Annotated in this window: 28 protein-coding genes; all 28 read left to right on the top strand. The window is 40.6% G+C overall.

Going from position 1 to position 25,084, the window contains the following annotated elements; all coding sequences use genetic code 11:
• Window positions 1-145 precede the first annotated feature (145 nt).
• The 28 genes from dprA to fliQ all read left to right on the top strand — a co-directional run bounded on the left by dprA (window position 146) and on the right by fliQ (window position 25,082).
• Window positions 146-1,021 (top strand): DNA-processing protein DprA, encoded by an 876-nt coding sequence (dprA, locus tag DFO73_RS15835; protein ID WP_110065704.1) that lies wholly within the window; start codon window positions 146-148, stop codon window positions 1,019-1,021.
• A 503-nt stretch (window positions 1,022-1,524) separates the two neighbouring features.
• Entirely contained in the window at window positions 1,525-3,600 is a 2,076-nt protein-coding gene (topA, locus tag DFO73_RS15830; protein ID WP_110065703.1) for a type I DNA topoisomerase, read from the top strand.
• A gap of 222 nt (window positions 3,601-3,822) precedes the next feature.
• On the top strand, window positions 3,823-5,130 hold the full coding sequence (trmFO, locus tag DFO73_RS15825) for an FADH(2)-oxidizing methylenetetrahydrofolate--tRNA-(uracil(54)-C(5))-methyltransferase TrmFO (protein ID WP_110065702.1): 1,308 nt from the start codon (window positions 3,823-3,825) through the stop codon (window positions 5,128-5,130).
• A gap of 62 nt (window positions 5,131-5,192) precedes the next feature.
• Entirely contained in the window at window positions 5,193-6,095 is a 903-nt protein-coding gene (gene xerC, locus DFO73_RS15820) for a tyrosine recombinase XerC (RefSeq protein ID WP_110065701.1), read from the top strand.
• 314 nt (window positions 6,096-6,409) lie between these two features.
• The gene (hslV, locus tag DFO73_RS15815; RefSeq protein WP_110065700.1) at window positions 6,410-6,952 is read left to right on the top strand and encodes an ATP-dependent protease subunit HslV; all 543 of its coding nucleotides are present in this window, start codon (window positions 6,410-6,412) and stop codon (window positions 6,950-6,952) included.
• A gap of 18 nt (window positions 6,953-6,970) precedes the next feature.
• Window positions 6,971-8,377 (top strand): HslU--HslV peptidase ATPase subunit, encoded by a 1,407-nt coding sequence (gene hslU, locus DFO73_RS15810; protein ID WP_110065699.1) that lies wholly within the window; start codon window positions 6,971-6,973, stop codon window positions 8,375-8,377.
• Between the two features lie 135 nt (window positions 8,378-8,512).
• Complete coding sequence (gene codY, locus DFO73_RS15805; RefSeq protein WP_110065698.1) at window positions 8,513-9,292, top strand: GTP-sensing pleiotropic transcriptional regulator CodY; 780 nt, start codon at window positions 8,513-8,515, stop codon at window positions 9,290-9,292.
• Window positions 9,293-9,715: 423 nt separating this feature from the next.
• Complete coding sequence (flgB, locus tag DFO73_RS15800) at window positions 9,716-10,111, top strand: flagellar basal body rod protein FlgB (protein WP_110065697.1); 396 nt, start codon at window positions 9,716-9,718, stop codon at window positions 10,109-10,111.
• 2 nt (window positions 10,112-10,113) lie between these two features.
• The gene (gene flgC, locus DFO73_RS15795) at window positions 10,114-10,566 is read left to right on the top strand and encodes a flagellar basal body rod protein FlgC (protein ID WP_110065696.1); all 453 of its coding nucleotides are present in this window, start codon (window positions 10,114-10,116) and stop codon (window positions 10,564-10,566) included.
• A gap of 12 nt (window positions 10,567-10,578) precedes the next feature.
• Window positions 10,579-10,884, top strand: coding sequence for a flagellar hook-basal body complex protein FliE (fliE, locus tag DFO73_RS15790; protein WP_110065695.1), 306 nt, complete (start codon window positions 10,579-10,581; stop codon window positions 10,882-10,884).
• Between the two features lie 175 nt (window positions 10,885-11,059).
• A complete protein-coding gene (gene fliF, locus DFO73_RS15785; RefSeq protein WP_110065694.1) occupies window positions 11,060-12,658 on the top strand; it encodes a flagellar basal-body MS-ring/collar protein FliF in 1,599 nt (532 codons plus the stop codon).
• 13 nt (window positions 12,659-12,671) lie between these two features.
• Window positions 12,672-13,688, top strand: a complete 1,017-nt coding sequence (fliG, locus tag DFO73_RS15780; RefSeq protein ID WP_110065693.1) for a flagellar motor switch protein FliG — start codon at window positions 12,672-12,674, stop codon at window positions 13,686-13,688.
• Window positions 13,672-14,457 (top strand): flagellar assembly protein FliH, encoded by a 786-nt coding sequence (fliH, locus tag DFO73_RS15775; RefSeq protein WP_110065692.1) that lies wholly within the window; start codon window positions 13,672-13,674, stop codon window positions 14,455-14,457. Before fliG ends, fliH begins: the two co-directional genes overlap by 17 nt.
• Window positions 14,454-15,770, top strand: a complete 1,317-nt coding sequence (gene fliI / locus DFO73_RS15770) for a flagellar protein export ATPase FliI (protein ID WP_110065691.1) — start codon at window positions 14,454-14,456, stop codon at window positions 15,768-15,770. Before fliH ends, fliI begins: the two co-directional genes overlap by 4 nt.
• A gap of 3 nt (window positions 15,771-15,773) precedes the next feature.
• Window positions 15,774-16,217 carry a flagellar export protein FliJ gene (gene fliJ, locus DFO73_RS15765; protein ID WP_110065690.1) on the top strand — a complete coding sequence of 148 codons (444 nt, stop codon included), beginning with the start codon at window positions 15,774-15,776 and terminating at the stop codon, window positions 16,215-16,217.
• A gap of 8 nt (window positions 16,218-16,225) precedes the next feature.
• Window positions 16,226-16,834 (top strand): MotE family protein, encoded by a 609-nt coding sequence (locus DFO73_RS15760; protein WP_110065689.1) that lies wholly within the window; start codon window positions 16,226-16,228, stop codon window positions 16,832-16,834.
• 38 nt (window positions 16,835-16,872) lie between these two features.
• A complete protein-coding gene (locus DFO73_RS15755) occupies window positions 16,873-18,135 on the top strand; it encodes a flagellar hook-length control protein FliK (RefSeq protein ID WP_110065688.1) in 1,263 nt (420 codons plus the stop codon).
• 12 nt (window positions 18,136-18,147) lie between these two features.
• Window positions 18,148-18,603 carry a flagellar hook assembly protein FlgD gene (gene flgD / locus DFO73_RS15750; RefSeq protein ID WP_110065687.1) on the top strand — a complete coding sequence of 152 codons (456 nt, stop codon included), beginning with the start codon at window positions 18,148-18,150 and terminating at the stop codon, window positions 18,601-18,603.
• A gap of 115 nt (window positions 18,604-18,718) precedes the next feature.
• Window positions 18,719-19,108 carry a TIGR02530 family flagellar biosynthesis protein gene (locus DFO73_RS15745; RefSeq protein WP_110065686.1) on the top strand — a complete coding sequence of 130 codons (390 nt, stop codon included), beginning with the start codon at window positions 18,719-18,721 and terminating at the stop codon, window positions 19,106-19,108.
• A 77-nt stretch (window positions 19,109-19,185) separates the two neighbouring features.
• Window positions 19,186-20,037 (top strand): flagellar basal body rod protein FlgG, encoded by an 852-nt coding sequence (gene flgG, locus DFO73_RS15740; protein ID WP_110065685.1) that lies wholly within the window; start codon window positions 19,186-19,188, stop codon window positions 20,035-20,037.
• 52 nt (window positions 20,038-20,089) lie between these two features.
• Entirely contained in the window at window positions 20,090-20,311 is a 222-nt protein-coding gene (locus DFO73_RS15735; RefSeq protein ID WP_110065684.1) for a flagellar FlbD family protein, read from the top strand.
• Window positions 20,301-20,729, top strand: a complete 429-nt coding sequence (gene fliL, locus DFO73_RS15730) for a flagellar basal body-associated protein FliL (protein WP_110065683.1) — start codon at window positions 20,301-20,303, stop codon at window positions 20,727-20,729. The genes DFO73_RS15735 and fliL overlap by 11 nt, the downstream gene beginning before the upstream one ends.
• A 40-nt stretch (window positions 20,730-20,769) precedes the next feature.
• Window positions 20,770-21,771: a flagellar motor switch protein FliM gene (gene fliM / locus DFO73_RS15725; protein WP_110065682.1), complete on the top strand. Its 1,002-nt coding sequence runs from the start codon at window positions 20,770-20,772 to the stop codon at window positions 21,769-21,771.
• Window positions 21,758-23,062, top strand: coding sequence for a flagellar motor switch phosphatase FliY (fliY, locus tag DFO73_RS15720; RefSeq protein WP_110065681.1), 1,305 nt, complete (start codon window positions 21,758-21,760; stop codon window positions 23,060-23,062). Before fliM ends, fliY begins: the two co-directional genes overlap by 14 nt.
• Window positions 23,063-23,084: 22 nt before the next feature.
• Window positions 23,085-23,447 carry a response regulator gene (locus DFO73_RS15715; protein WP_110065680.1) on the top strand — a complete coding sequence of 121 codons (363 nt, stop codon included), beginning with the start codon at window positions 23,085-23,087 and terminating at the stop codon, window positions 23,445-23,447.
• 29 nt (window positions 23,448-23,476) lie between these two features.
• Window positions 23,477-24,133, top strand: a complete 657-nt coding sequence (locus DFO73_RS15710) for a flagellar biosynthetic protein FliO (protein ID WP_258309507.1) — start codon at window positions 23,477-23,479, stop codon at window positions 24,131-24,133.
• Window positions 24,130-24,795, top strand: coding sequence for a flagellar type III secretion system pore protein FliP (gene fliP / locus DFO73_RS15705; protein WP_110065679.1), 666 nt, complete (start codon window positions 24,130-24,132; stop codon window positions 24,793-24,795). Before DFO73_RS15710 ends, fliP begins: the two co-directional genes overlap by 4 nt.
• A gap of 17 nt (window positions 24,796-24,812) precedes the next feature.
• Entirely contained in the window at window positions 24,813-25,082 is a 270-nt protein-coding gene (fliQ, locus tag DFO73_RS15700; RefSeq protein ID WP_110065678.1) for a flagellar biosynthesis protein FliQ, read from the top strand.
• Window positions 25,083-25,084 lie beyond the last annotated feature (2 nt).

The following is a 25,084-nucleotide window of genomic DNA, read 5'->3' as shown; positions in this document are numbered from 1 at the left end:
CAAAATTTCAACTGATTATTATAAGAATAGTCCCCCTGTTTAATGGGGGGGCTATTTCTACATTGGTAATTCCGCTTGCATCCCCTTCTTTTCATTCCCTTCTCCAGCACCTTTTTTCATTTTTCTAAAACCAAGGAGGTTCCCCATGGAAGAATTCAATATGAAGCTGGCCCATTTGCATCATTGCAAAGGAGTGAGCTGGAAAATGATTTTAAGCATTCTAAAAAAAGATCCCCAATTAAAATTCCTTTACAATGATCCGTTTTACTATTCAAGTCACTCTTTATTTGTAAATCAGGACTCCCTTTCAGACACTCTCCATGACCTTCATTCCAATCGAATCCAGGAGCAAATTCGCCAATACTCTCCTAATGGCATTAAAATAATTTCCCTTTTTGATGAAGAATATCCGGTGCTGTTAAAAGAAACCTACCAGCCTCCGTGGATTATATATGCGAAGGGTGATACAGGTCTTCTGAAAACTGGAATCCATCTTGCTGTCGTCGGGTCGAGGCAGGCGACAGAGTATGGAGAGAGGGCGATTGAATATTTGTTCCCAAAGCTTATCCAAAACGGGGTTGTTATTGTAAGCGGACTGGCAGCAGGTGTAGATGCAATTGCACATAAAGAGGCAATTAAAAATGGAGGGAAAACAATTGGCATCATTGCGGGAGGGCTTTTTCATATATACCCTCAGTCCAATCAAAAACTCGCTTATGAAATGATGAAAAATCATCTTGTCATCTCTGAATATCCGCCTAATACGAGGCCGTCAAGATGGCAGTTTCCAATGAGGAACCGCATAATAAGCGGGATTAGCAGAGGTACTTTGATTATCCAGGCAAAAAGCAAAAGCGGTTCCCTTATAACTGCAAACTATGCAGTCCAAGAAGGAAGGGAAGTTTTTACAGTTCCGGGAAGTATTTTTAGTGCCTATTCAGCGGGAACAAATGAATTGATACAGCAGGGGGCCAAACTTGTCAAAACCGCAGAAGATATACTTGAGGAGCTGATTTATTAAAAAAGGATTAGATAGAGAGCCCTTGTCCAATGCATTTTTGCTCTCTATCCTGCAATAAAATTCTTTTTTGTGTATTAATTTAAAGGATTTTTTACAAAAAGGTTGAAATTCTATTAAAACTGTTATACATTTTGCAACAGGTATCCGTAAGAGAAAATGGATGTTTGAGTTTGAAAAATTTAACAGAACGGTTGAAAACGGTTTCGAAATAAGCCGATTATGTTTGACAAACCTGAATAGAATGTAGAATAATAATGAATATTTAACTGACAGGTGCAGTATAGCTGGTTAGAAATGCAAGCTGCCCGATTGAAAAAGGTAAATATCTGCAGATTAAATGAATGATTCGAATCTGGAAATAGCAAAAAATGCTTTTCCAAAATTAAGATATATATAATGCCATTCAGCCTAAAATACAAAGGTCAATCTTAGAAAGGCGAATAACAGTCCTTCAAAATTGATTTTGCCTGAATGTTAAAATTCCCTCTCAAGGAGGACTATTGATGTCAGAGTTTCTTGTAATCGTTGAATCACCTGCAAAGGCGAAAACGATTGAGCGTTATCTTGGAAAAAAATATAAGGTTAAAGCTTCTATGGGGCATGTCAGGGATCTCCCAAAAAGCCAAATGGGCATAGATGTGGAAAATAACTTTGAACCAAAGTACATAACCATTCGCGGTAAGGGCCCTGTTTTAAAAGAACTAAAATCAGCGGCCAAAAAAGCCAAGAAAATTTATCTCGCGGCTGACCCCGACCGTGAAGGTGAGGCAATTGCCTGGCATTTGGCCCATAGCCTGGATATGGATATTAAATCGGATTGCCGCGTGGTTTTTAATGAAATTACGAAGGATGCGATCAAAGAATCTTTTAAGCATCCGAGGCCAATTAATATGGATTTGGTAGACGCACAGCAGGCAAGAAGGCTTCTTGATAGGCTGGTTGGATATAATATAAGTCCTTTATTATGGAAGAAAGTCAAAAAGGGCTTGAGTGCGGGAAGGGTTCAATCCGTTGCGGTCCGATTAATTATCGATCGTGAAAAAGAAATAAAGGACTTTATACCAGAAGAATACTGGTCGATTGATGGAGAGTTCTTAAAAGGAAAAACGGCTTTCGATGCAGCTTTTTATGGGTTGGAAAATGAAAAAGTTGAGTTGAAATCTGAAAGCGATGTCCAAAATATATTGGGTAAAATGAAGGGGAATAAATTTGAAGTTGCTTCAGTTACAAAGAAAGAGAGAAAGAGGAATCCAGCTGCTCCGTTTACAACTTCCTCTCTTCAGCAGGAAGCGGCAAGAAAACTAAATTTCCGGGCAAAGAAAACGATGATGCTGGCCCAGCAGCTTTATGAAGGGATTGATCTCGGCAAAGAAGGAACGGTCGGCTTAATTACCTATATGAGAACGGACTCCACCCGAATTTCAGAGATTGCCCAGAGCGAAGCTGCAGAATATATTCAAAGCTCCTATGGCAAAGAGTTTTTGCAGAGTGAAAAGAAAAAAGAAAAGAAAAATAGCAATGCCCAAGATGCTCACGAAGCCATCCGCCCAACAAGCACGTTAAGGGCACCAGCAAGCTTAAAAGAATACCTATCACGTGACCAGCTTCGATTATACCGGCTCATTTGGGAACGCTTTGTCGCCAGCCAGATGGCACCAGCTGTCATGGATACAATGAGTGTGGATCTTAAGAATGGCGCAGTGATTTTCCGGGCTACAGGATCCAAAGTCAAATTCCCTGGCTTTATGAAAGTATATGTAGAGGGTTCGGATGATCAGGCTGAAGAAAAGGATAATATGCTCCCTGACCTAAAGGAAGGGGACGAGGTTTTAAAAAAGGATATCGAACCCAAGCAGCATTTTACCCAGCCTCCTCCAAGGTATACAGAAGCAAGACTGGTAAAGACTCTTGAAGAGCAGGGCATAGGACGTCCCTCAACCTTTGCTCCGACGCTGGATACGATCCAAAAACGCGGATACGTCGCTTTAGATAACAAAAGGTTTATTCCGACTGAGCTTGGAGAAATTGTCCTTGAGCTTATCCTGGAATTTTTCCCCGAAATTCTTGATATAGAGTTTACGGCCAAGATGGAAAAAGACCTGGACTATGTTGAAGAAGGCAAAGTAAATTGGGTGCAGATTATCGATGGGTTCTACGGGGATTTTGAAAAGCATCTGGAAAAGGCAGAAAAGGAAATGCAGGAAGTTGAAATCAAAGACGAACCTGCTGGAGAAGATTGCGAGAATTGTGGAAGCCCTATGGTTTTCAAAATGGGGCGCTACGGAAAGTTCATGGCCTGCAGCAATTTCCCTGACTGCCGCAATACAAAACCAATCGTTAAGGATATTGGAGTCAAATGCCCGAAATGCAAAGAAGGAAATATAATAGAAAGAAAAAGCAAGAAACGCCGGATTTTCTACGGCTGTGACAGGTTTCCTGAATGTGACTTCATTTCATGGGATAAGCCGCTGCCAAGAAGCTGTCCGAAATGCGATAATCTTCTTGTTGAGAAAAAGCTCAAAAAAGGTGTCCAGGTTCAATGCGTTGAATGCGACTACAAAGAAGAAAAGCAAAGTTAAGGGTGGGCTTAATGCTCACTCTTTTCTATTGCGGGATGGGAAATCCAGATTCTTTCCAGATGGCGTTTGTGCCTTTTTATAATGCTTGAAACTTTTATATTTTTAAATCGTATTGTAAAATGGCAAAATGAATAAGAACAGGGTAAAGTAAGAGAGACTGTTTTTAAATAATAAATTTTAATTGGATCGAAATGATCATAAGTATTTGTGGAGGTTCGTATTATGACAGATATAGCAGTAAATGTAATAGGTGCAGGACTTGCAGGCAGTGAGGCCGCATGGCAGCTTGCAAGCAGAGGCATTCAAGTTCGTTTGTATGAAATGAGGCCTGTCAGGCAGACTCCTGCACATCATACAGATAAATTTGCAGAATTGGTTTGCAGTAATTCACTGCGTGCCAACACTTTAACAAACGCTGTTGGAGTACTTAAAGAAGAAATGCGTAAGCTAAATTCTGTTATCATTCATTCAGCTGACAGCAGTGCGGTACCGGCTGGCGGAGCGCTTGCTGTTGACCGCCATGATTTTGCCGCACGTGTAACGGAACAGGTTAAAAACCATCCGAATGTAACAGTAATAAATGAAGAAGTAAAAGATATTCCAGAGGGCCCAACAGTCATCGCTACTGGCCCCCTTACTAGTGAAGCTTTATCTGTAAAATTGAAAGAGCTTTCCGGGGAAGATTATCTTTATTTCTACGATGCAGCTGCACCAATCATTGAAAAAGACTCGATTGATATGGACAAAGTCTATCTTAAATCCCGATATGACAAGGGGGAAGCTGCATATTTGAACTGTCCGATGACAGAAGACGAGTTTGACCGTTTTTATGAAGCTTTGACATCTGCTGAAACGGTGCCATTAAAAGAGTTTGAAAAAGAAATTTTTTTCGAAGGCTGTATGCCAATTGAGGTAATGGCGAACCGCGGAAAGAAGACCATGCTATTTGGTCCAATGAAGCCAGTAGGTTTAGAAGATCCGAAAACAGGAAAAAGACCTTATGCAGTCGTTCAGCTCCGCCAGGATGATGCCGCAGGTACGCTTTATAATATTGTTGGTTTTCAGACGCATTTAAAATGGGGTCCGCAAAAAGAAGTAATTCGCCTCATACCTGGACTTGAAAATGCAGAAATTGTACGGTATGGAGTGATGCACCGTAATACTTTTATTAACTCTCCAAAAGTGCTGCGTGCAACGTATCAGTTTAAAAACCGCAATGATCTCTTCTTTGCAGGGCAAATGACTGGTGTAGAAGGTTATGTGGAATCTGCAGCCAGCGGACTTGTCGCAGGCATTAACGCGGCGAGGCTTGTAAAAGGGGAAGCTCCAATAGAATTCCCTCACGAAACGGCGATTGGAAGCATGGCACGATACATTACCACGGCAAATCCAAAAAGCTTTCAGCCGATGAATGCAAACTTTGGTTTATTCCCTGATTTGCCTGTGAAAATAAGAGGGAAAAAAGAAAGAAATGAAAAGCATGCTGAAAGAGCATTAGAAACAATTCAGAACTTTATGAAAAATTTGTAAATTATGTTGCATGGGCTATTGAATTGTGATACTATTTAGTAGCCCTTGCGAGGTGGATATATATGAATCAAAATGTGAACGTTTCTTTAAAGTTGTTTATTGAATATTTACAAATTGAAAAAAATTATTCACAATATACTATTGAACATTATCAACATGACATTAAGGAATTCCTTATGTTCATGTCTGAACAAGCGATACCAGATTTGAAAACGGTAGAATACCCTGATGTCAGGGTATTCCTGACGTTGCTTTTTGAAAAGAAGCTGGCCCGCAAATCGGTAGCCCGAAAGATTTCAAGCCTAAGAAGCTTTTTTAGATTCCTGCTGAGAGAAGAATTTGTGGCTGAAAATCCTTTTGCTCTTGTTTCCATTCCAAAAGCTGAAAAAAAGCTGCCTGAGTTTTTCTATGAAGAAGAATTGCAGCAGCTGTTTGAGGCCTGTGATGAAAGCACCCCACTTGGGCAAAGAAACAAAGCGCTGCTGGAACTATTGTATGCCACAGGTATGCGTGTAAGCGAGTGCAGCCAAATTCGGCTTAGGGATTTGGATATGTACTTATCTACTGTTTTAGTGCATGGCAAGGGCAGCAAAGAACGGTATATCCCATTTGGCAGCTTTGCGCAAGATGCACTCGAAACATACATAACCAATGGGCGTAAAGAATTAGTGTCCAAAGGGAACTCTACAGAGAATTTATTTCTGAATGCACGCGGAGGACCGTTAACTGCAAGAGGCATCAGAGAAATTCTTAACAAGCTTATTGAAAAATCAACTTTAACAGGCAAGATTCATCCTCATATGATGCGCCACACATTTGCAACACACTTGATGGCAAATGGAGCAGATATGAGAACAGTTCAGGAATTGCTTGGACACGCATTTTTATCTTCAACCCAGGTATATACGCATGTTACAAACGAATATTTAAAGAAAACATATATGGCCCATCATCCGCGGGCGTGACAGTAAGCGCATTATAAAGCTGATTGATTGACAGAAGAAAGCTGTGTTGAAGCTAATTGTTTATTTAGCACTGTGTTGATTGAGCGAAATGCACGAGCTCCTCGAAAATCATTCGCGTTTTCTTCGTCGGTGTTTATTCGAAGAGGTTTACTCAAAGTCCTGCGGAGAATAGCGTACCATGGGAGACCCTGCAAGTGCAGGGCGCGGAGAAGCGTCCGAAGCCCGCGGTTCGCTGAGTGCCTGCAGCGGAAATCAAAACATAATTTTAAACAGAGCCAAAATAATAAGCTAATGCTCCAAAGGAGGAGTCTTTCATGTCTGAATTTCATGCAACAACGATATTTGCTGTGCATCATAATGGAGAATGTGCGATGTCTGGTGACGGCCAGGTAACCTTTGGCAATGCAGTTGTGATGAAACACACAGCGAGAAAAGTGAGAAAGCTTTTTAATGGAAAGGTACTGGCAGGATTTGCTGGCTCAGTGGCAGATGCATTTACCTTATTCGAAATGTTTGAAGGAAAGCTGGAAGAATACAATGGTAACCTTGAGAGAGCTGCTGTCGAGCTTGCTAAACAGTGGAGAAGCGATAAAGTTTTGCGCAAACTTGAAGCGATGCTTATCGTCATGAACACGGATAGCTTGCTGCTGATTTCAGGTACGGGTGAAGTCATCGAACCGGATGATGGGATATTGGCTATCGGATCAGGAGGCAACTATGCTCTGGCAGCTGGGCGCTCTTTAAAGAGGTTTGCGGGCGAACATTTATCTGCAAAAGAAATTGCAAAGGCGTCACTTGAAATGGCTGCTGAAATATGTGTATATACAAATAACAATATCATTGTGGAAGAACTCTAACAAAAGGAGTGCTGTTACATGGGTAAAGGAACAAATTTAACTCCCCGCCAGATCGTTGAACGTTTGGACCAATTTATCATTGGACAAAAAGATGCAAAAAAAGCTGTTGCCGTGGCTCTTAGAAATCGCTACCGCCGCAGCTTGCTGGAAGAAAAGCTGCGTGATGAAATCAATCCAAAAAATATTTTGATGATTGGGCCTACTGGTGTAGGTAAGACAGAAATTGCCCGCCGTATGGCAAAATTGGTTGGTGCCCCTTTTGTTAAAGTCGAAGCAACGAAGTTTACAGAAGTAGGGTATGTGGGAAGAGATGTTGAATCAATGGTTAGAGATCTTGTGGAAACATCCGTGCGCCTTGTTAAAGAAGAAAAAATGTCCAGTGTAAAAGAAAGAGCGGAAGAGAGTGCAAACCGACGAATTCTTGAACTGCTTGTACCAGGAGCTAAAAAAGCAGCTAATTATAAAAATCCTCTTGAAATGCTATTTGGAGGAGGAAATGAACAGCAGCAGCAGGATTCATATCAGTCGGAAGATTATAACCTGCAGGAAAAGCGGAAAATTGTTAAAGAAAAGCTAGCGCTTGGTGAACTTGAAGATGAGCTTATCACTGTTGAAGTGGAAGAACAGCAGCCTTCCATGTTTGATATGCTGCAGGGCTCCGGGATGGAACAGATGGGTATGAACATGCAGGATGCTCTGGGCAGCCTGATGCCAAAGCGCAGAAAGAAGAGAAAACTGACGGTACGTGAAGCAAGAAAGATATTAACAAATGAAGAAGCCCAAAAGCTGATAGATATGGATGAAGTCAGCCAGGAGGCGGTATTCCGTGCTGAACAATCCGGAATTATTTTCATTGATGAGATTGATAAGATTGCAAGCAAAAACAACGGAGGTTCTTCTGCGGATGTTTCAAGGGAAGGTGTCCAAAGAGATATTCTGCCTGTTGTAGAAGGTTCTACGGTAGTAACAAAATATGGTTCTGTTAAAACAGACCATGTCTTATTTATTGCTGCTGGAGCATTTCATATGGCGAAGCCTTCTGACCTAATACCTGAATTGCAGGGCCGTTTTCCGATTCGTGTAGAGCTTACAAAGCTTACCGTGGAGGACTTCTATAAAATTTTAGTGGAGCCTGATAACGCTCTTATAAAACAATATGAAGCTTTATTGGTAACTGAAGGTATACAAATTGAATTTTCTGACGATGCTATTCATAGGATTGCCGAATTCGCATTCGACGTTAACCAAAATACGGATAATATCGGTGCAAGACGTCTTCATACCATAATGGAAAAGCTTCTGGAGGACTTATCCTTTGAAGCGCCAGATATCACAATGGAGAAAATCACAATTACTCCTCAATATGTTGAGGATAAGCTGGGGGCCATTTCAAGGAATAAAGATTTAAGCCAATTTATTCTTTAATGGGTTTGTTTGAAGGGGCACTTGATAGGGTAGACGAAAAAAGAATCCTGAATGCAGTAATAATTTTTGAAGCAATAAGATAATTAATCTTAACAAAATATATGTTTATGGTTGTAGCAAATAGGAGGAAATACAATGGATTTATTAACAAAAACAAGAAAAATTAATGCAATGCTCCAAAGAGCAGCCGGAAAACCGGTTAACTTCAAGGAAATGTCAGAAACTCTAAGTGATGTAATTGAAGCGAATATTTTCGTAGTCAGCCGCAGAGGAAAACTGCTTGGGTTTGCTGTAAATCAGCAAATTGAGAACGAGCGAATGAAGCAAATGCTGGCAGACCGCCAATTCCCGGAAGAGTATACGAAAAATCTATTTAACATCCAGGAAACTTCTTCTAATCTGGATGTGGAAAGTGAATATACTGCATTCCCTATTGAAAACAAAGACCTTTTTTCAACCGGTTTAACTACAATTGTTCCGATTATCGGCGGTGGTGAGCGTCTAGGAACGCTTATCCTTGCAAGATTGCAGGAGCAATTCCATGATGATGATTTAATTCTTGCTGAATATGGTGCAACCGTAGTTGGTATGGAAATCCTTCGTGAAAAAGCAGAAGAAATTGAAGAGGAAGCTCGCAGCAAAGCAGTCGTTCAAATGGCTATTAGCTCCCTTTCTTACAGTGAGCTCGAAGCGATTGAGCATATTTTCGAAGAGCTTAACGGTAATGAGGGACTTCTTGTTGCATCAAAAATTGCCGATCGTGTTGGAATTACGCGGTCTGTAATTGTAAATGCTCTTAGAAAACTTGAGAGTGCAGGAGTAATCGAGTCCCGCTCACTTGGAATGAAGGGTACTTATATTAAAGTATTAAACGATAAGTTCTTAGTTGAACTGGAAAAACTTAAATCAAACTAAAATGAAAACCCGTCAATATTGACGGGTTTTTTTGTTGCAAATATATTACAAAAAGAGTTGGTAAATATATGCAATTATCTATAAATAGGTAAGTAAAAAGACCTGTCTATTGTATAGTTCGAAATACAGAAAAAACAACTATCTTCCAAAAGTCTTATATAGCCTTCAGGTACAAAAATAGTAATAAAGGACAGGGAGAACAAAACCTGGAAAAAATTAAAAAATATAAATAAAACTTTCAGCATATTTTAAAAATTTGTCGAAAATAGGACAAAAGAATCATTAAAATTAACCTGATGTACATAGACATATTATTTCATATTCATTACAATAATGTTTGTGATGACATAATTTGTCCATTATCAACAAAATTCTACAAGAATTACCAGGTTTTTAGAGTTTCTAAAATTTGAGGTGTAAGCATTGAAACTGTTTTCAGGAACCATATCCACAATTGAACATGCTTTAGATTACTCAACACTTAAGCAAAAGGTTATATCGCAAAATATTGCAAATGCCGATACACCAAATTATAAAGCGAAGGACGCCAGCTTCAAAGAAGTCTTACAGCAGACGGTGAATGGATCTTTGGAAGCGAATAAAAGCGATGCCAGACATTATGATTTTAAGGCCAGACCATCTTCTGCAAAGGCTGTAGTTACAAAAAGGAATGTTTCGTATAACCATAATGGAAATAGCGTGGATCTTGATAAAGAAATGTCGGATTTAGCGACAAATCAAATTTATTATAATGCAATGATTGAAAGAATGAGCGGGAAATTTTCAAGTCTGCAGAATGTTATAAGGGGAGGAAAATAAAAATGTCCATATTTCACAGTATGAATAACACAGCATCGGCCCTAACAGCCCAAAGGCTTCGTATGGATGTGATTTCATCCAATATGGCAAATGCAGACTCCACCAGGAGTGTAAACGGGGAAGGACCTTATAGAAGGAAGTCAGTTATTTTGGAGCCTAAAGAAGGGCAATTCTCCTCCTTTTTGAATAAGGCAATGAGTAAAGGCGGTGGAAATTCCGTCGGGTATGGAGTAAAGGTGTCCAGAATTGTGGAGGACAGGGAAACACCGGCTAAACTGGTCTACGATCCCACTCACGTTGATGCGGATGAAAATGGCTACGTTGCGATGCCAAATGTGGATCCGTTAAGAGAAATGGTGGATCTGATTAGCGCAACAAGATCTTACGAAGCGAATGTAACTGTTTTCAATGCCTCAAAAGGTATGATGATGAAAGCGCTGGAAATAGGCAAATAGGGAGTGTATTGAATGAATAAAGTAACTTTTATGCCTGTACATTCTTTAAAACCGGCTGAAAAAGCAAAGACCCATACACATACATCATACGAAGCACAGCAGAGTTTTTCGTCGGTATTAAAGCAATCAATTGAAAAAATTAATGAAGCCCAAATCCAGTCAGATGTTATGACAGAAAAACTGGCAAGGGGAGAGAATATTGATCTCCATCAAGTAATGATTACTTCACAAAAAGCGAGCATTACCATGCAAGCTGCTCTTGAAGTTAGAAATAAAGTAATTGAAGCTTATCAGGAAGCAATGAGAATGCAAGTTTAATAGAAAACAGAAGCTGTCGAGCTTCTCGGAAACATAAAAGCCGCGTAAATTGAAAAGCTGAAAAAAGTCCAATTTATGGGCGAGCTTTTCAATTTTTTAATGAATTACATAAGATTAAAGCTAAAAACTAGTGAATTGCGGTTATTAGCTTAGACAGAATAACCGGGGGATTGTGATGAATGAGTCGTTTCAAAGATATGCAGTAAATGTGAAAGAATATTGGGGCAGCAGAACAAAAAAACAGAAAAACATATTAATCAGTTGCGTTGTTTTCTTTATATTGCTGATTACAGTTGCTTCTATTCTGGCAACCAGGACAACTCTTGTTCCTTTATACAGCAACCTGACACCATCTGAAACAGGGACTATAAAAGAAAGCCTGGATAGCAGAGGGATCCAATCAGAAATAACAGATGGCGGTACAACCATTAAAGTACCGGAGGAGGTAGTGGATACTCTAAAAGTTGAGCTTGCTGCCGATGGAATTCCTAAATCGGGGAGCATTGATTATTCATTCTTCAGCCAAAATGCCGGGATCGGCATGACGGAAAATGAATTCAATGTCTTGAAACTGGATGCCATGCAAACGGAACTAGCCAACTTAATGAAAGGAATCGACGGTGTCAATGATGCAAAAGTAATGATCAACCTTCCGGAAAAAGGGATTTTCGTGAATGACCTTTCTGAAGAGGCATCTGCCTCCATTGTCCTTAACACCAAACCGGGTTATCAATTTGAGGAATCACAGATTCAAGCGCTATATCACCTGGTGGCGAAAAGCATACCAAATCTTCCCACTGATAATATCGTCATTACGAACCAGTTTTTTGAGTACTTTGATTTAAAAAATAATCAAAATTCTTCACCAGGCAGCACGTTTGCGGCCCAGCATGAAATAAAAAAGAAAATTGAAAGAGATGTCCAGCGCCAGGTCCAGAATATGCTGGGCACCCTGATGGGGCAGGACAAAGTTGTTGTCTCAGTAACAGCCGATATTGACTTTACCCAAGAAAACAGAGAAGAAAACCTCGTTTCGCCGGTTGATGAAGAAAATATGGAGGGCATTGCGATCAGTGCCCAAAAGATTACTGAAACGTTTACTGGTAATGGCGAAGCAGTGGGAGGTAATCCACAAGGAGAAAGTCCGGCAGATTCACTCGGCTCGGAATATCTGGAAGGAAACACCTCTAATGGTGACTATGAACGGATAGAAGAGACCATCAACAAAGAAGTGAATAAAATCAGAAAAGAAATTGTGGAAAGCCCGTATAAAGTAAGGGATCTGGGGATTCAGGTAATGGTTGAGCCGCCGAAAGCGGATGACCCAGCCTCACTTCCACAGGAACGAATCAACGATATTACACAAATTCTTGGAACCATTGTTCGCACGACAATTAATAAAGATGCTGCTGAGGCTGAATTAACAGATGAGGCTATTCAGGACAAAATTGTCGTCTCGGTCCAGCCGTTTAACGGCAAGGTCGAATTCCCGAACGAAACTGTTCCTGTACTGCCATGGTGGATATATGCTGTGGGAGGCATTCTGCTGCTAATAATTGCCCTTTTAATTTTCCTTTTTGTAAAAGCCAGAAAAAAACAGCAGCAGGAAGAGGAAGCAATAGCCGTAAAAGTACAGGAAACTTTCAATGTTCCTGATGTAAATGAAGAACATGAAACAGAAAGTACAATGAGGCGCAAGCAGCTGGAAAAAATGGCGAAGGACAAGCCTGAGGATTTTGCGAAACTGCTTCGCACCTGGATTGCTGAAGACTAAGGAGGAATAAAAAATGCCAAAAAGAGAGCAAAAAGAGTTAACAGGTAAACAAAAGGCGGCTATTCTTCTTATTTCCCTTGGTCCTGATGTAGCTTCCTCCGTTTATAAACATTTAAGTGAGGAAGAAATTGAAAAATTGACACTTGAAATATCGGGTGTCCGCAAAGTTGATTCTTTTGCCAAAGAGGAGATACTTGAAGAATTTCATCAAATTGCTCTGGCACAGGATTATATATCACAGGGCGGAATCGGATATGCGAAAACAGTTCTTGAAAAAGCCCTGGGAGCAGAGCAGGCTTCAGCCATCATCAATAGGCTTACGTCTTCTCTGCAGGTCAGGCCGTTTGATTTTGCCAGAAAAGCGGATCCTGCGCAAATCTTAAATTTTATACAAAATGAACACCCGCAAACAATTTCTTTAATCCTGTCTTATCTTGATCCGCCGCAGGCAGGTCAAATTTTATCAGAGCTGCCGCAGGAAATGCAGGCGGATATTGCCAGGAGGATTGCCGTGATGGATAGCACTTCTCCTGAAATTATTAATGAGGTTGAACAGATTCTTGAGCGAAAGCTTTCTTCTACTGTTACTCAGGACTATACGCAAACAGGCGGCATCGAATCGGTTGTCGATGTGCTTAATGGTGTTGACCGCGCTACAGAGAGAACCATTTTGGATGCATTGGAAATTCAGGACCCTGAACTAGCTGAGGAGATCAAGAAAAGAATGTTTGTATTTGAGGACATTGTTACTCTCGATAATCGTGCAATACAGCGTGTTATTCGCGATTGTGAAAGTGAGGACCTTATGCTTTCACTGAAGGTCTCCAGTGATGAGGTGAAAGAAATTGTCTTTAAAAATATGTCCTCAAGAATGGTTGAGACTTTTAAGGATGAAATGGAGTATATGGGGCCTGTAAGGCTGAGGGATGTTGAGGAGGCACAGTCAAGAATTGTCGGCATTATCCGCAGGCTGGAAGAATCAGGCGAGATCATCGTCGCCCGCGGCGGAGGGGATGATATTATTGTCTAGGTTAATAAAATCATTTCCACCTAAGCTACTCCAAGAGGAAAAGAAAGTCATCTCTATAAAATTACTGAAAAATCATCAAAATACGGCAGAGCATGAGCCAGAGCAAAATTTAAAAAGGACAGATGAACAAATCGAAGCAATGCTGCAGGGAGCACGCCAGGAAGCTGAGGCCATTATTGAGGCTGCTAGATCAGAAGCCGAAAAAAACTATCAGCATATTAATCGGCAAAGGGAAGAACTTGAACATGAAAGACAAGCTGTCTTCGAGGAAGCCCGTCAACAGGGCTTTGCCTCTGGGGTTGATGAAGGAAGGCAAAGCGGTTTTGAAGAATATAGGAGCCTGATTCAATCAGCTAAAGAGGTTGTTAATTCAGCAAAACATGACTATCAGCAGCATATTGAATCGTCAGAACGGACGATTTTGAATTTAGGAATGAAAGCTGCAGGAAGAATTCTTGGTCAAGTTCTTGATCAAAACAGTGAGCATTTTCTTTCCATTGTGAAAAGGGCGCTTAAAGAAGCAAGGGAGTACAGGGAAATTCAACTCCATGTAAATCCTGTTCATTATGATCTATTGCTGTCACACAAGGAAGAGCTGATTATGGTCTTTCCAAAAGAAACGGATTTATATATCTATCCAGATGAGGAACTCAGCCAAACAAGCTGCATTATAGAATCTGCCAATGGAAGAATTGAAGCCAGCTTAGATAGCCAGCTTGAGGAAATTAAAAGAAGGCTTTTCGAAATGCTGGAGAGTGAAGAGCAATGAAGCTGGAGGAACTGATCGAGCAGATAGAAAAAATTGATAGCTACAAGAGGTTCGGGAGAGTAAAGAGAGTAGTAGGTTTAATGATTGAATCGCAAGGGCCTGAAAGCTCGGTTGGAGATGTGTGCAGCATCCATATTGGTAAGGGCCGTACAAGAAAAATTCAAGCTGAGGTTGTAGGATTTAAAAATGAAAGTGTTATTCTCATGCCCTATACAGATGTTCAGGACATATCTCCCGGCTGTCTGGTAGAAGCATCCTCCAAGCCTCTCGAGGTGAAAATCGGAACTGCATTAATTGGTCAGGTTATTGATTCCCTGGGCCAGCCTCTTGATGGCTCACAGCTGCCTAAAGGCCTCACGCCTGTACTAACAGAACAACAACCGCCTAACCCGTTGAAAAGGCCTCCAATCTCAGAACCTATTGAAGTTGGAGTACGGATGATTGATAGTATGCTGACTGTAGGGAATGGCCAAAGAGTTGGAATTTTTGCGGGAAGCGGAGTCGGTAAAAGTACACTTCTCGGAATGATTGCCCGAAATACCAATGCAGATTTAAATGTTATAGCTCTAATAGGGGAGCGGGGCAGAGAGGTACGTGAATTTATCGAGAGGGATTTGGGCCCTGAAGGCTTGAGCAGATCAATCGTTGTGGTGGCTACCTCTGACCAGCCAGCACTTATGAGAATTAAGGGCGCCTATACAGCAACTGCTATTGCAGAGTATTTCAGGGATAAAGGCTTGAATGTCATGCTCATGATGGATTCGGTTACACGGGTGGCCATGGCGCAAAGGGAGATTGGGCTAGCAGTCGGTGAGCCGCCAACCACAAAGGGCTATACACCTTCCGTGTTTGCTGTCCTCCCTAAGCTTCTGGAGAGAACCGGAACAAATGAATATGGTTCCATTACTGCATTTTATACTGTGTTGGTTGATGGGGATGATATGAATGAGCCAATTGCAGATACAGTCAGGGGAATTCTCGATGGGCATTTTGTTTTAGATCGGGCGCTTGCCAATAAAGGCCAATACCCAGCTATAAATGTACTTAAAAGTGTGAGCAGGGTAATGAATCATATTGCAGATTCTAATCATATCAAATCCGCTGAAAAAGTGAGAGAAATGCTGAGTACTTATATAAATGCTGAGGATTTAATAAATATTGGGGCCTATAAGCGGGGGTCATCCATTGAAATCGATGAAGCGATCCGGTCATATCCTTCGATTATCTCTTTCTTGAAACAAGAAACGCATGAAAAATTTTCTTACTTGGAAAGCGTGGATCAATTGAAAGGAATAGCTGGAAAAGGAGAATAACAAATGCAGCATCAATTTAAATTCAACAAAATTCTTCATATAAAAGAAAGAGAAAAAGATCAGGCTTTTGATGTATATAGTCAGGCAGTCAAGCGTTTTGAAGAAGCAGCAGGGAAATTATACGAGCTTCTTAAAAAGAAGGAAGATCTGGCGGCATACCAGCAATCAAGGCTTACAATGGGACTGCCAGTGCAGGAAATCAGGCACCATCAGCATTTTGTAGATAGTCTTGAAAAAACAATTGATCACTATCAAAAAATGGTAGCCAATGCACGGAGCCAGATGAATTTTCAGCAAGAAAAGCTAATGGAAAAGAATATAGAAGTAAAAAAATATGAAAAAATGAAAGAAAAAGATTTAGCCAGCTTCATGGAAAGTATAAAGCAAACAGAAGGCAGGCATATGGATGATATCTCGATTCAGCTTTTTATGAACCGGGGAAATTAGGTGGTTAAATGGAAAGAATGCCAGAAGAACAAGGATCTCAGAAAGCAAGTAAGTTTCAATGGTTTTTATTCGCTTTCTTCATTCCGATTCTATTTGCTGTAACTGTAGCACTATTGGTTTTTACGTTATCAGGCAATAACATCTTTGTAACGGTTAAAGAATATGGCCAAAAAGTACCTTTACTTTCTTCTATTATTAATGGAGAAAGCTCTAATTCAGAGGTTATGGAATCACAGCTTATTGAACTGGAAGCAGAAATTAAAGATCGTGAAGCAAGGATAACGCAGCTGGAAAGCCAGCTTGACAGCAAAGAACTGGAAATTGAGAGGGCGGGGCTGGAAAAACAGCGCCTGGAACAGGAAATCAAAGAACTGACAGCTATCAAGGAAGAAAATAAACGGGCATTTAAAGATATAGTGAAAACTTATGAATCAATCTCTGCCAAAAAAGCAGCACCTATCCTGACTGAAATGAAGGATGAAGAAGCTTTAAAAATTTTATCAAATGTTAAGGCAGATACATTGGCTGCGATTATGGAGAAAATGGATCCTGAAGATGCAGCGCACTATACGGCACTTCTCACTGCAGCTAAAGAGAGTGACGTTCAAAATAATTGATTTATGATTTAATAAGAGGCTTGAAAGGAGGTGAAAAAGTGGAAATTGGCGGATTAGGATTTATACATTCACAGTACTCCTCGGAAAGCAAAGCTTCTTTTCCAGGAATAGGGACCAGCCGTTTTGCCAGTCTGTTTTCAAACCTGGTAGGTGGCAGGGAAAGCATAGCGGCTCATACAGCAGAAAAGGGAATGACAAGTGAGGAATTAGAAGAAATAAGCAACTTTCTGGGGCTTATCGATTTGTTCCAATTGGAAAATGGGCATGAACTCATTGAGAAAGCTGTTCTGCAAACAGAAACAAGTAAAGTGAGTATAATAGCCGAACAATTAAATCTTTCAAAAGAAGAGCTTCTTCAAATGCTGGAAGGGTTTGCAGGAAAACTTAGCCCTAACATTAGTATAGAGAGTCTATATCCTGATGAATTAATTAAGAGTAATTCTGCAGAGTTAAAGATTGATGCCCTGATTGCAAATATTGCATTGCTTGATGTACAGGAATTCAATCTGGTAAAAGGAAAAGAAACAGGACAGTTTTTAAAAGCTTTAAAACTATTTGACATGCTGACAGCACACCAGGATTCTATCGGCAGCAGGATTGACTTAAAAGATTTTTTAAAAGATGTTCAGGCAAAGCTCGAGGGGCTATTAAAGAATAGTAATGGTTCATTTGATAAAGCTGAAACATTACAAAAAGTTTTTACCCCGCTTATTGATGAAATAACCCAGATTAAGCAAAAAAAATCTGTCGGAACTGAAAGCTCTGGAGATTCACTTTCAAAAATGCTCTCAAGATTTGATGGCGGCTCACAGGGACATATTCATATCCAGCAATTCTCAAAGCCTGAACAGCTTCTGATGATGAACCAGCAGGGAAAGACTCTTACTGCAGACCAATTGATTCAGCAATTTGAAAGCATTTTATCGAAAAGCAGTTTCCTGAAAACGGGAGGAATGCAAAAGCTATTTATAAAGCTGAATCCAGATCATCTAGGAGCCCTTCGTGTAGAGCTAATCCAAAAGGATTCGACGATGATCGCTAGAATTGTTACATCGACTGCATCAGCAAAAGAGATTTTGGATTCACAATTAAATGGGCTTAAACAGGCTTTCAGTTCACAAAACTTACAGGTTGAAAAAATTGAAATCTCACAGCAAATGACCCAGCAGGAGCGTACATTTAATAAAGATCCACAGAATCAAGGACAGGGACAGCAGCAAAACCAAGAAGATAAAAACCCAAAGCCTGAAAGCAAATTTAATAACTCATTTGAAGAAGCACTTCTCAATACTGAAGTATAGGTGTGATAGGTAATGGCAAACACAATTGACTCATCTTTAATGCTATCAAATTATCAAAGCCAAAGTCGTAAGACAGGCTCGGATATTTTAGGCAAAGATGATTTTCTTAAAATACTAATGACACAGCTGCAAAATCAGGATCCGATGAATCCTATGCAGGATAAGGATTTTATTGCACAAATGGCAACCTTTTCATCCTTGGAGCAAATGACTAATATGAATAAGACAATGGAAAAATTTCTAATGTTTCAGGAGCAAAACCAGCTGATGTCCTACAATCAATTTTTAGGCAAGAATGTAACCTGGCATAAACTGACTGAAACAAGTGATTCAAATCAGACTCCAAACATTGAAGAAGGAAATGGAAGAATAGTTTCCATTCAGTTTAAGGACAATCGAGCAGTTTTTATACTGGAAGACGGAACAAAGCTGGAACCTGCAAATATTTCTCAGGTGAATGAATCGTAAAAAAAATTTTGTAGCCATTAGCAAAAAATCAAAACAGTTGTCCAGTGGATGATGGAATTAAGGCTATACACTCTCGGGATAATCGGAAATCAATAAAAAATAAGGAAGCGATTGTATGGATAAATTTATGTTTCGCCCGATCCATACACAGCCGGTAATCACACAAAAGACAAATGGCGTCCATACAGGAAAACAAACACAAAATCGTTTTTCAGCGCATTTGCAAACAGCTTTGGAAACTGACAGCAAGCTAATAGTCAGCAAACATGCCAAACAGAGGCTCCGCCAGAGAGGAATACAAATAACTGATGAACGGTGGCAGCAAATCGAAACAAAGATGCAGGAAGCCAAAAAGATGGGCGTAAAGGAATCGCTTGTACTTCTAAAGGATGCAGCACTCATTGTCAGTGCAAAAAATAATACCGTGATTACGGCGATGGATCGTGAAGAAGCCGGAACGCAAATATTCACAAATATCAATGGAACAATTATTCTGGACCAATAAATTTAAGGCTGGACCTTCACAGGAAGCCTAAGCTGCGGACTGACAGAAGCAGCATAAACGAGAGGAGCAACGAATAAATGCTACGTTCAATGTATTCAGGAATAAGCGGAATGAAAAACTTCCAAACAAAGCTTGATGTGATTGGAAATAATATTGCGAATGTAAATACATTTGGATATAAAAAGGGCCGTGTGAATTTTAAGGATATGGTAAGCCAGTCTATTTCGGGGGCAAGTGCACCATCAAATAACATGGGAGGAGTGAACCCTAAGCAGGTAGGGTTAGGTTCATCTCTTTCAACTATTGATACAATTCATACACAAGGTAGTATTCAGACAACAGGAAGACCGCTTGATTTGGCGATTTCTGGTGACGGATATTTTGTTCTTGCTCCAAAGACAACTGGAACCACAACTTTTGATGTCCTTGATAAGAGCTATTCAAGAGCCGGAAATATGTATCTTGATCAAGAAGGATTTTTGGTAAACGCAGATGGTATGTATTTAAAAAGCTATGCAGTAAATGCTGATGGAAGTATTAACAATACTAGATATTCAGACGTGCAAATACCTACAAACGCACAAAGTTTCAGTATTTCCGACAAAGGTGAAATACAATATGTTGACAGCGATGGAAAATTGAAACTAGCTGGTCAGATTATCATGGCTAAGTTTCCTAATGGAGAAGGACTACAGAAAGTTGGACAAAATCTATTTAAAGAGTCAGCTAACTCTGGAGAAGCTGTTCCGTCTGCTCCACAGCAAGATGGAGCTGGTGCAATTGTTGCCGGAGCCCTCGAAATGTCCAACGTTGACCTATCTGAAGAGTTCACTGAAATGATTACGGCTCAGCGCGGCTTCCAGGCTAACACAAGAATCATTACAACATCAGATGAAATCCTGCAGGAGCTTGTTAATTTAAAACGATAAGTTAAGGGAGGGACAGGGCTGAAGGCCTCAGCTTTTAGCCCTGATAAAGACATTGATTAAAGTATCTCGCCTGAACGGCAAAGGATTTATTTTAAATGCCTTGTACATAGAAACAGTAGAGTCTTTTCCAGATACGACGATTACGCTCACAAATGGGAAGAAGTATGTTGTAAAGGAATCTGAAGATACGGTTTTGCAATTGATTATAAAATTCTATCAATCTGTCAATCTTCTTGGGCAACAGCTGGTGGAGGGAAATGAAAATGAAGAATAATAAGCTGTTAATGATTATGTTAATTATGCTTGTTGCGATCACCCTGGTAGGAGCTATTGCCCTCGTGGTAGTGATGAAATTTACGGGGGATGAAGGGACTAAAGAACCGACTATTGATGAAGTGCTTGAGGCTTCGGTTGATATCCCGCAAGTTACAGCAAATCTTGCAAGTAATGATTATATCAGGATCTCTTTCAAAATCCAGACTGAAAGCAAAAAAGCCAAAGAGGAACTTGAGAAAAGAGATTTTCAGGTGAAAAATCTAATCATTCAGGAATTATCTGAAATGAAAGCTGAGGATATTCAGGGGAAACAAGGGCAAATCAAGCTGCAGGATGATTTGAAAAACAAGATTAACGACTTAATGCAAGAAGGAAAGATCGTTAAGGTGTACATTACCGAGTCTCTCCTCCAGTGATACCCAAATAAGAAACTGCAATTGACGGAGGTGAGGATTCATGTCGGGTGAGGTTTTATCACAAAGTGAAATAGATGCTCTTTTATCAGCACTATCAACCGGTGAAATGGATGCGGATGAGCTGAAAAAAGAGCAGTCAGAGAAAAAAGTAAAAGTATATGATTTTAAGAGAGCATTAAGGTTTTCAAAGGACCAGATACGGAGTTTAACGAGAATACATGAGAATTTTGCCCGTCTCTTAACAACCTTTTTTTCAGCACAGTTAAGAACATATGTGCAAATTTCGGTCGCTTCTGCTGATCAGATACCATATGAAGAATTTATCCGGTCTATTCCGAAAATGACGATTCTGAATGTGTTTGAAGTTCCGCCTCTGGATGGAAGAATCCTTATGGAAGTAAATCCGAACGTAGCCTACGCCATGATGGACAGGCTAATGGGCGGCAAAGGCTCAAGCATTAACAAAGTGGACAATTTAACAGAGATTGAAACAAAAATTATGTCGGCCACGTTTGAAAGGGCTTTTGAAAATCTTAGGGAAGCTTGGAGCACAATAGCAGATATTGATCCGCTATTGGCTGACTTCGAAGTGAATCCGCAATTTTTGCAAATGGTATCGCCAAATGAAACAGTTGTGGTCATTTCGTTAAATACAACCATTGGGGAAACAAGCGGAATGATCAATATCTGTATTCCGCATGTCGTGCTCGAGCCCATTATTCCTAAGCTGTCCGTCCATTACTGGATGCAGACCGACAAAAAGGAAAGAGAGCCTGAAGTAATCGCCAAGATTGAGCGGAACATACACAAAGCAGAGGTTCCTGTCATTTGTGAACTCGGAAGCTCAGATATAGCCATCCAGGACTTTTTATCCCTTGATGTGGGTGACGTCATTGAATTATCACAGGCGATTGACCAGCCTCTTGTCATAAAGATCGGCGATATTCCGAAATTTTTGGGACAGCCTGGTAAAATGAACAAAAAATTAGCAATACAAATTTTGGATACCGTGAAAGGGGGAGACGGGGATGATGAGCGATGATATGCTTTCACAAGATGAAATTGATGCTCTTTTAAGGGGAGCCGACGACAATGATGATGATTTAACAAGTTTTAAAGAGGAGTTTTTTCAAACTGAAGATTACCTGTCCCACATGGAGCAGGATGCATTAGGGGAAATCGGCAACATCTCTTTTGGAAGTTCTGCAACGGCATTATCTACTTTATTAAATCAGAAAGTAGAAATTACAACACCTGCCGTTTCAATTGTCCTGCGCGGAAAATTGTCCGAAGAGTTTCCGCATCCTTATGTGGCAATCCAGGTGAACTATACGGAAGGATTCTACGGAAGTAATTTATTAGTGATTAAACAATCAGATGCAGCAATTATTGCAGACCTGATGCTTGGCGGAGATGGAACCAATCCATCCGATCTCATGGGAGAAATCCAATTAAGTGCCGTCCAGGAGGCCATGAACCAAATGATGGGTTCCGCTGCGACTTCGATGTCTACCATTTTTAGCAAAAAAGTAGATATCTCACCGCCTGCTATTGACATCCTTGACGTGCCCCAAGGAGAAGGCACGGAGAGATTGCCGTCAGATGACAAGCTTGTCAGGATTTCTTTCCGGCTTAAAATAGGAAGTTTAATAGACTCAAATATCATGCAGCTTCTTCCGCTTGATTTTGGAAAAAGTCTGGTAAACGAATTATTGAATCCGGGCCAGGGAATAGAAGGTGCAACATCAAGCACTGTGTCTAAAGAGCAGTCAATGCCCAAAACTCAACCAGAATCAAACCACCATCATCAAGGTTTCGAAAAACAACCGGAAATATATGAAGGCGGCAAGGAACAGACCTATGCCCAAGCAGGAAATGCATCTGGACAGGCATCCAATTCACAGCAGTCTATGAATCATGCGCAGTTCCCACAGCATCGGGAAGCTGTACAAAATACAGCCCAGCATGCGAGCCCGCAGCACTTCGGAGGAGCCTACCAGAGTAGTGAACAGCCGAATGTCCAGCCAGCGGTATTCTCGAGTTTCGAACCATACCAGATGCAGGAAACTGGAACGAAAAATTTGGATATGCTTTTGGATATTCCACTTCAGGTAACAGTTGAGCTTGGGAGAACAAAACGTTCGGTAAAGGAAATTCTTGAGCTGGCTTCTGGATCAATTATTGAGCTGGACAAGCTTGCGGGTGAACCAGTAGACATTTTGGTGAATAACCGGTTAATCGCCCAGGGAGAGGTTGTGGTCATTGATGAAAACTTCGGTGTCCGCGTTACAGATATTATCAGTCAGAGCGACCGTATTAAAAAACTCAGATAATTCATGGAGGTAGTAAAGAAATATGGCACACAAAATTTTAATTGTAGATGACGCAGCTTTCATGCGAATGATGATAAAAGATATCTTATCAAAGAATGGCTATGAGGTAGTAGGCGAAGCTGCTGATGGTGCCCAAGCTGTTGAAAAGTACAAAGAAACACAGCCGGATTTGGTCACTATGGACATTACAATGCCTGAGATGGATGGGATAACAGCGTTGAAAGAAATAAAAAAATTAAATCCGAATGCAAAAGTCATTATGTGTTCTGCAATGGGGCAGCAGGCAATGGTTATTGATGCGATCCAGGCAGGAGCGAAGGACTTTATCGTTAAACCATTCCAGGCAGATAGAGTACTGGAAGCGATCGGCAAGACATTGGGCTAGTGACTATTATTTTTAGAGGGTGTAAAATTGTGTTGAATGTAAGAAAAATGCTTGCTTTGCTGCTTCTTATATCAATTGTTCTGCTGGGCATGCAGCCGCTTGCCCACGCAGAACAATTAAATAATAGTGTAAAGGAATGCATGGAAAATCCGGAGGAATGCGGAAAAGAAGGAATAACAACAGAAGAAGAAACAACAGCACAGCAGGAAGGCGGAGCTGTAGGCCTGACATTTTGGGACTTCTTTAAGATGATACTGGCTACCATCTTCACTGTAGGCCTTCTTTATGTACTTCTTAAATTCATTAATAAGAAAAGCAAGGTATACAATCGTTCGCAGATTGTTGAAAATTTGGGCGGTGCCGCTTTGGGTTCCAACAGGTCTGTACAGCTAATAAAAGTTGGCAACCGGATTCTTGTAGTAGGGGTAGGAGAGAATATACAGCTGTTAAAGGAAATTGACGATTCGGAAGAATACAGTCAGATCATCACAGAGCACAATGACAAAATGGAACAGCTTATCCGCCCAAGCGATATTGTGACAAAGGTGATGAAAAGAACAAAACAGTCAGACAATCAAAACAACCCTAAATTTAGTGCGCTGCTCGGACAGCAGCTGGATGAAATCAAAAAGGGCAGAAGAAAGCTGTTTGATGAGATAGAGAGGAAAGGGCCAGACGACCGATGAATGAATTCATGGAATTTTACAATAGCAGTTCTCCAGAGAATGTTTCAACATCTGTGAAGCTGTTTTTATTGTTGACAGTTCTCTCCCTCGCACCCAGTATTCTCATCTTAATGACCAGCTTTACAAGAATCATAATTGTTCTTTCCTTTGTCAGAACGGCGCTTGCTACCCAGCAAATGCCACCGAACCAAGTATTGATCGGATTGTCCATGTTCCTGACATTTTTTATTATGGCACCCACACTTCAGGAGGTAAATGAGCAGGCTCTTACACCATTATTTAATGAAGAAATTAATCTTGAAGAGGCGTATGAAAAAGCTTCCATGCCTTTTAAAGAATTTATGAGTGCACATACGAGACAGAAAGATTTGGCTTTGTTTCTTGAATACTCCAAGGCAGAAGCGCCTTCTTCCATTGAAGAAATTCCCTTAACGGCCCTTGTGCCCGCTTTTGCCATTAGTGAGATTAAAACCGCGTTTCAAATCGGATTTATGATTTTTATTCCGTTTCTTGTCATCGATATGGTGGTCGCAAGCGTCCTCATGTCAATGGGGATGATGATGCTTCCGCCAGTCATGATTTCATTGCCGTTTAAAATCCTGTTATTTGTGCTGGTAGACGGCTGGTATCTTGTAGTTAAATCTCTTTTACAAAGCTTCTAAGCAGGTGAACTTTCATAATGACTCCAGAAACAGTAATATCCATTGCAGAAAGAGGGATCATCACCGTACTTTTAATTTGCGGCCCCTTGCTTATCCTGGCGCTAGTGGTTGGCTTGATCGTCAGTATCTTTCAGGCTACAACCCAAATACAGGAACAGACATTGGCATTTATACCGAAAATTGTAGCAGTCCTTGTTGGCGTCGTTTTTTTTGGCCCGTGGATGCTAAGTCATATGCTTTCATACGCGAATGAGATTTTCTCTAATTTGACCAGGTTTGTAGGCTGATA

The organism is Cytobacillus oceanisediminis, from assembly GCF_003182355.1.
Lineage (GTDB): Bacteria > Bacillota > Bacilli > Bacillales > Cytobacillaceae > Cytobacillus > Cytobacillus oceanisediminis_A.
The sequence above is the reverse complement of the archived record's forward strand: the minus strand, read 5'-3'. Positions and strand labels throughout refer to the sequence as shown.

What these genes read in the sequence shown, in the direction of transcription:
- dprA (WP_110065704.1), top strand. Translation starts at nt 146, where the DNA reads ATGGAAGAATTCAATATGAAGCTGGCCCATTTGCATCATTGCAAAGGA.
- topA (WP_110065703.1), top strand. Translation starts at nt 1,525, where the DNA reads ATGTCAGAGTTTCTTGTAATCGTTGAATCACCTGCAAAGGCGAAAACG.
- trmFO (WP_110065702.1), top strand. Translation starts at nt 3,823, where the DNA reads ATGACAGATATAGCAGTAAATGTAATAGGTGCAGGACTTGCAGGCAGT.
- xerC (WP_110065701.1), top strand. Translation starts at nt 5,193, where the DNA reads ATGAATCAAAATGTGAACGTTTCTTTAAAGTTGTTTATTGAATATTTA.
- hslV (WP_110065700.1), top strand. Translation starts at nt 6,410, where the DNA reads ATGTCTGAATTTCATGCAACAACGATATTTGCTGTGCATCATAATGGA.
- hslU (WP_110065699.1), top strand. Translation starts at nt 6,971, where the DNA reads ATGGGTAAAGGAACAAATTTAACTCCCCGCCAGATCGTTGAACGTTTG.
- codY (WP_110065698.1), top strand. Translation starts at nt 8,513, where the DNA reads ATGGATTTATTAACAAAAACAAGAAAAATTAATGCAATGCTCCAAAGA.
- flgC (WP_110065696.1), top strand. Translation starts at nt 10,114, where the DNA reads ATGTCCATATTTCACAGTATGAATAACACAGCATCGGCCCTAACAGCC.
- fliE (WP_110065695.1), top strand. Translation starts at nt 10,579, where the DNA reads ATGAATAAAGTAACTTTTATGCCTGTACATTCTTTAAAACCGGCTGAA.
- fliF (WP_110065694.1), top strand. Translation starts at nt 11,060, where the DNA reads ATGAATGAGTCGTTTCAAAGATATGCAGTAAATGTGAAAGAATATTGG.
- fliG (WP_110065693.1), top strand. Translation starts at nt 12,672, where the DNA reads ATGCCAAAAAGAGAGCAAAAAGAGTTAACAGGTAAACAAAAGGCGGCT.
- fliH (WP_110065692.1), top strand. Translation starts at nt 13,672, where the DNA reads ATGATATTATTGTCTAGGTTAATAAAATCATTTCCACCTAAGCTACTC.
- fliI (WP_110065691.1), top strand. Translation starts at nt 14,454, where the DNA reads ATGAAGCTGGAGGAACTGATCGAGCAGATAGAAAAAATTGATAGCTAC.
- fliJ (WP_110065690.1), top strand. Translation starts at nt 15,774, where the DNA reads ATGCAGCATCAATTTAAATTCAACAAAATTCTTCATATAAAAGAAAGA.
- DFO73_RS15760 (WP_110065689.1), top strand. Translation starts at nt 16,226, where the DNA reads ATGGAAAGAATGCCAGAAGAACAAGGATCTCAGAAAGCAAGTAAGTTT.
- flgD (WP_110065687.1), top strand. Translation starts at nt 18,148, where the DNA reads ATGGCAAACACAATTGACTCATCTTTAATGCTATCAAATTATCAAAGC.
- DFO73_RS15745 (WP_110065686.1), top strand. Translation starts at nt 18,719, where the DNA reads ATGGATAAATTTATGTTTCGCCCGATCCATACACAGCCGGTAATCACA.
- flgG (WP_110065685.1), top strand. Translation starts at nt 19,186, where the DNA reads ATGCTACGTTCAATGTATTCAGGAATAAGCGGAATGAAAAACTTCCAA.
- fliL (WP_110065683.1), top strand. Translation starts at nt 20,301, where the DNA reads ATGAAGAATAATAAGCTGTTAATGATTATGTTAATTATGCTTGTTGCG.
- fliM (WP_110065682.1), top strand. Translation starts at nt 20,770, where the DNA reads ATGTCGGGTGAGGTTTTATCACAAAGTGAAATAGATGCTCTTTTATCA.
- fliY (WP_110065681.1), top strand. Translation starts at nt 21,758, where the DNA reads ATGATGAGCGATGATATGCTTTCACAAGATGAAATTGATGCTCTTTTA.
- DFO73_RS15715 (WP_110065680.1), top strand. Translation starts at nt 23,085, where the DNA reads ATGGCACACAAAATTTTAATTGTAGATGACGCAGCTTTCATGCGAATG.
- fliP (WP_110065679.1), top strand. Translation starts at nt 24,130, where the DNA reads ATGAATGAATTCATGGAATTTTACAATAGCAGTTCTCCAGAGAATGTT.
- fliQ (WP_110065678.1), top strand. Translation starts at nt 24,813, where the DNA reads ATGACTCCAGAAACAGTAATATCCATTGCAGAAAGAGGGATCATCACC.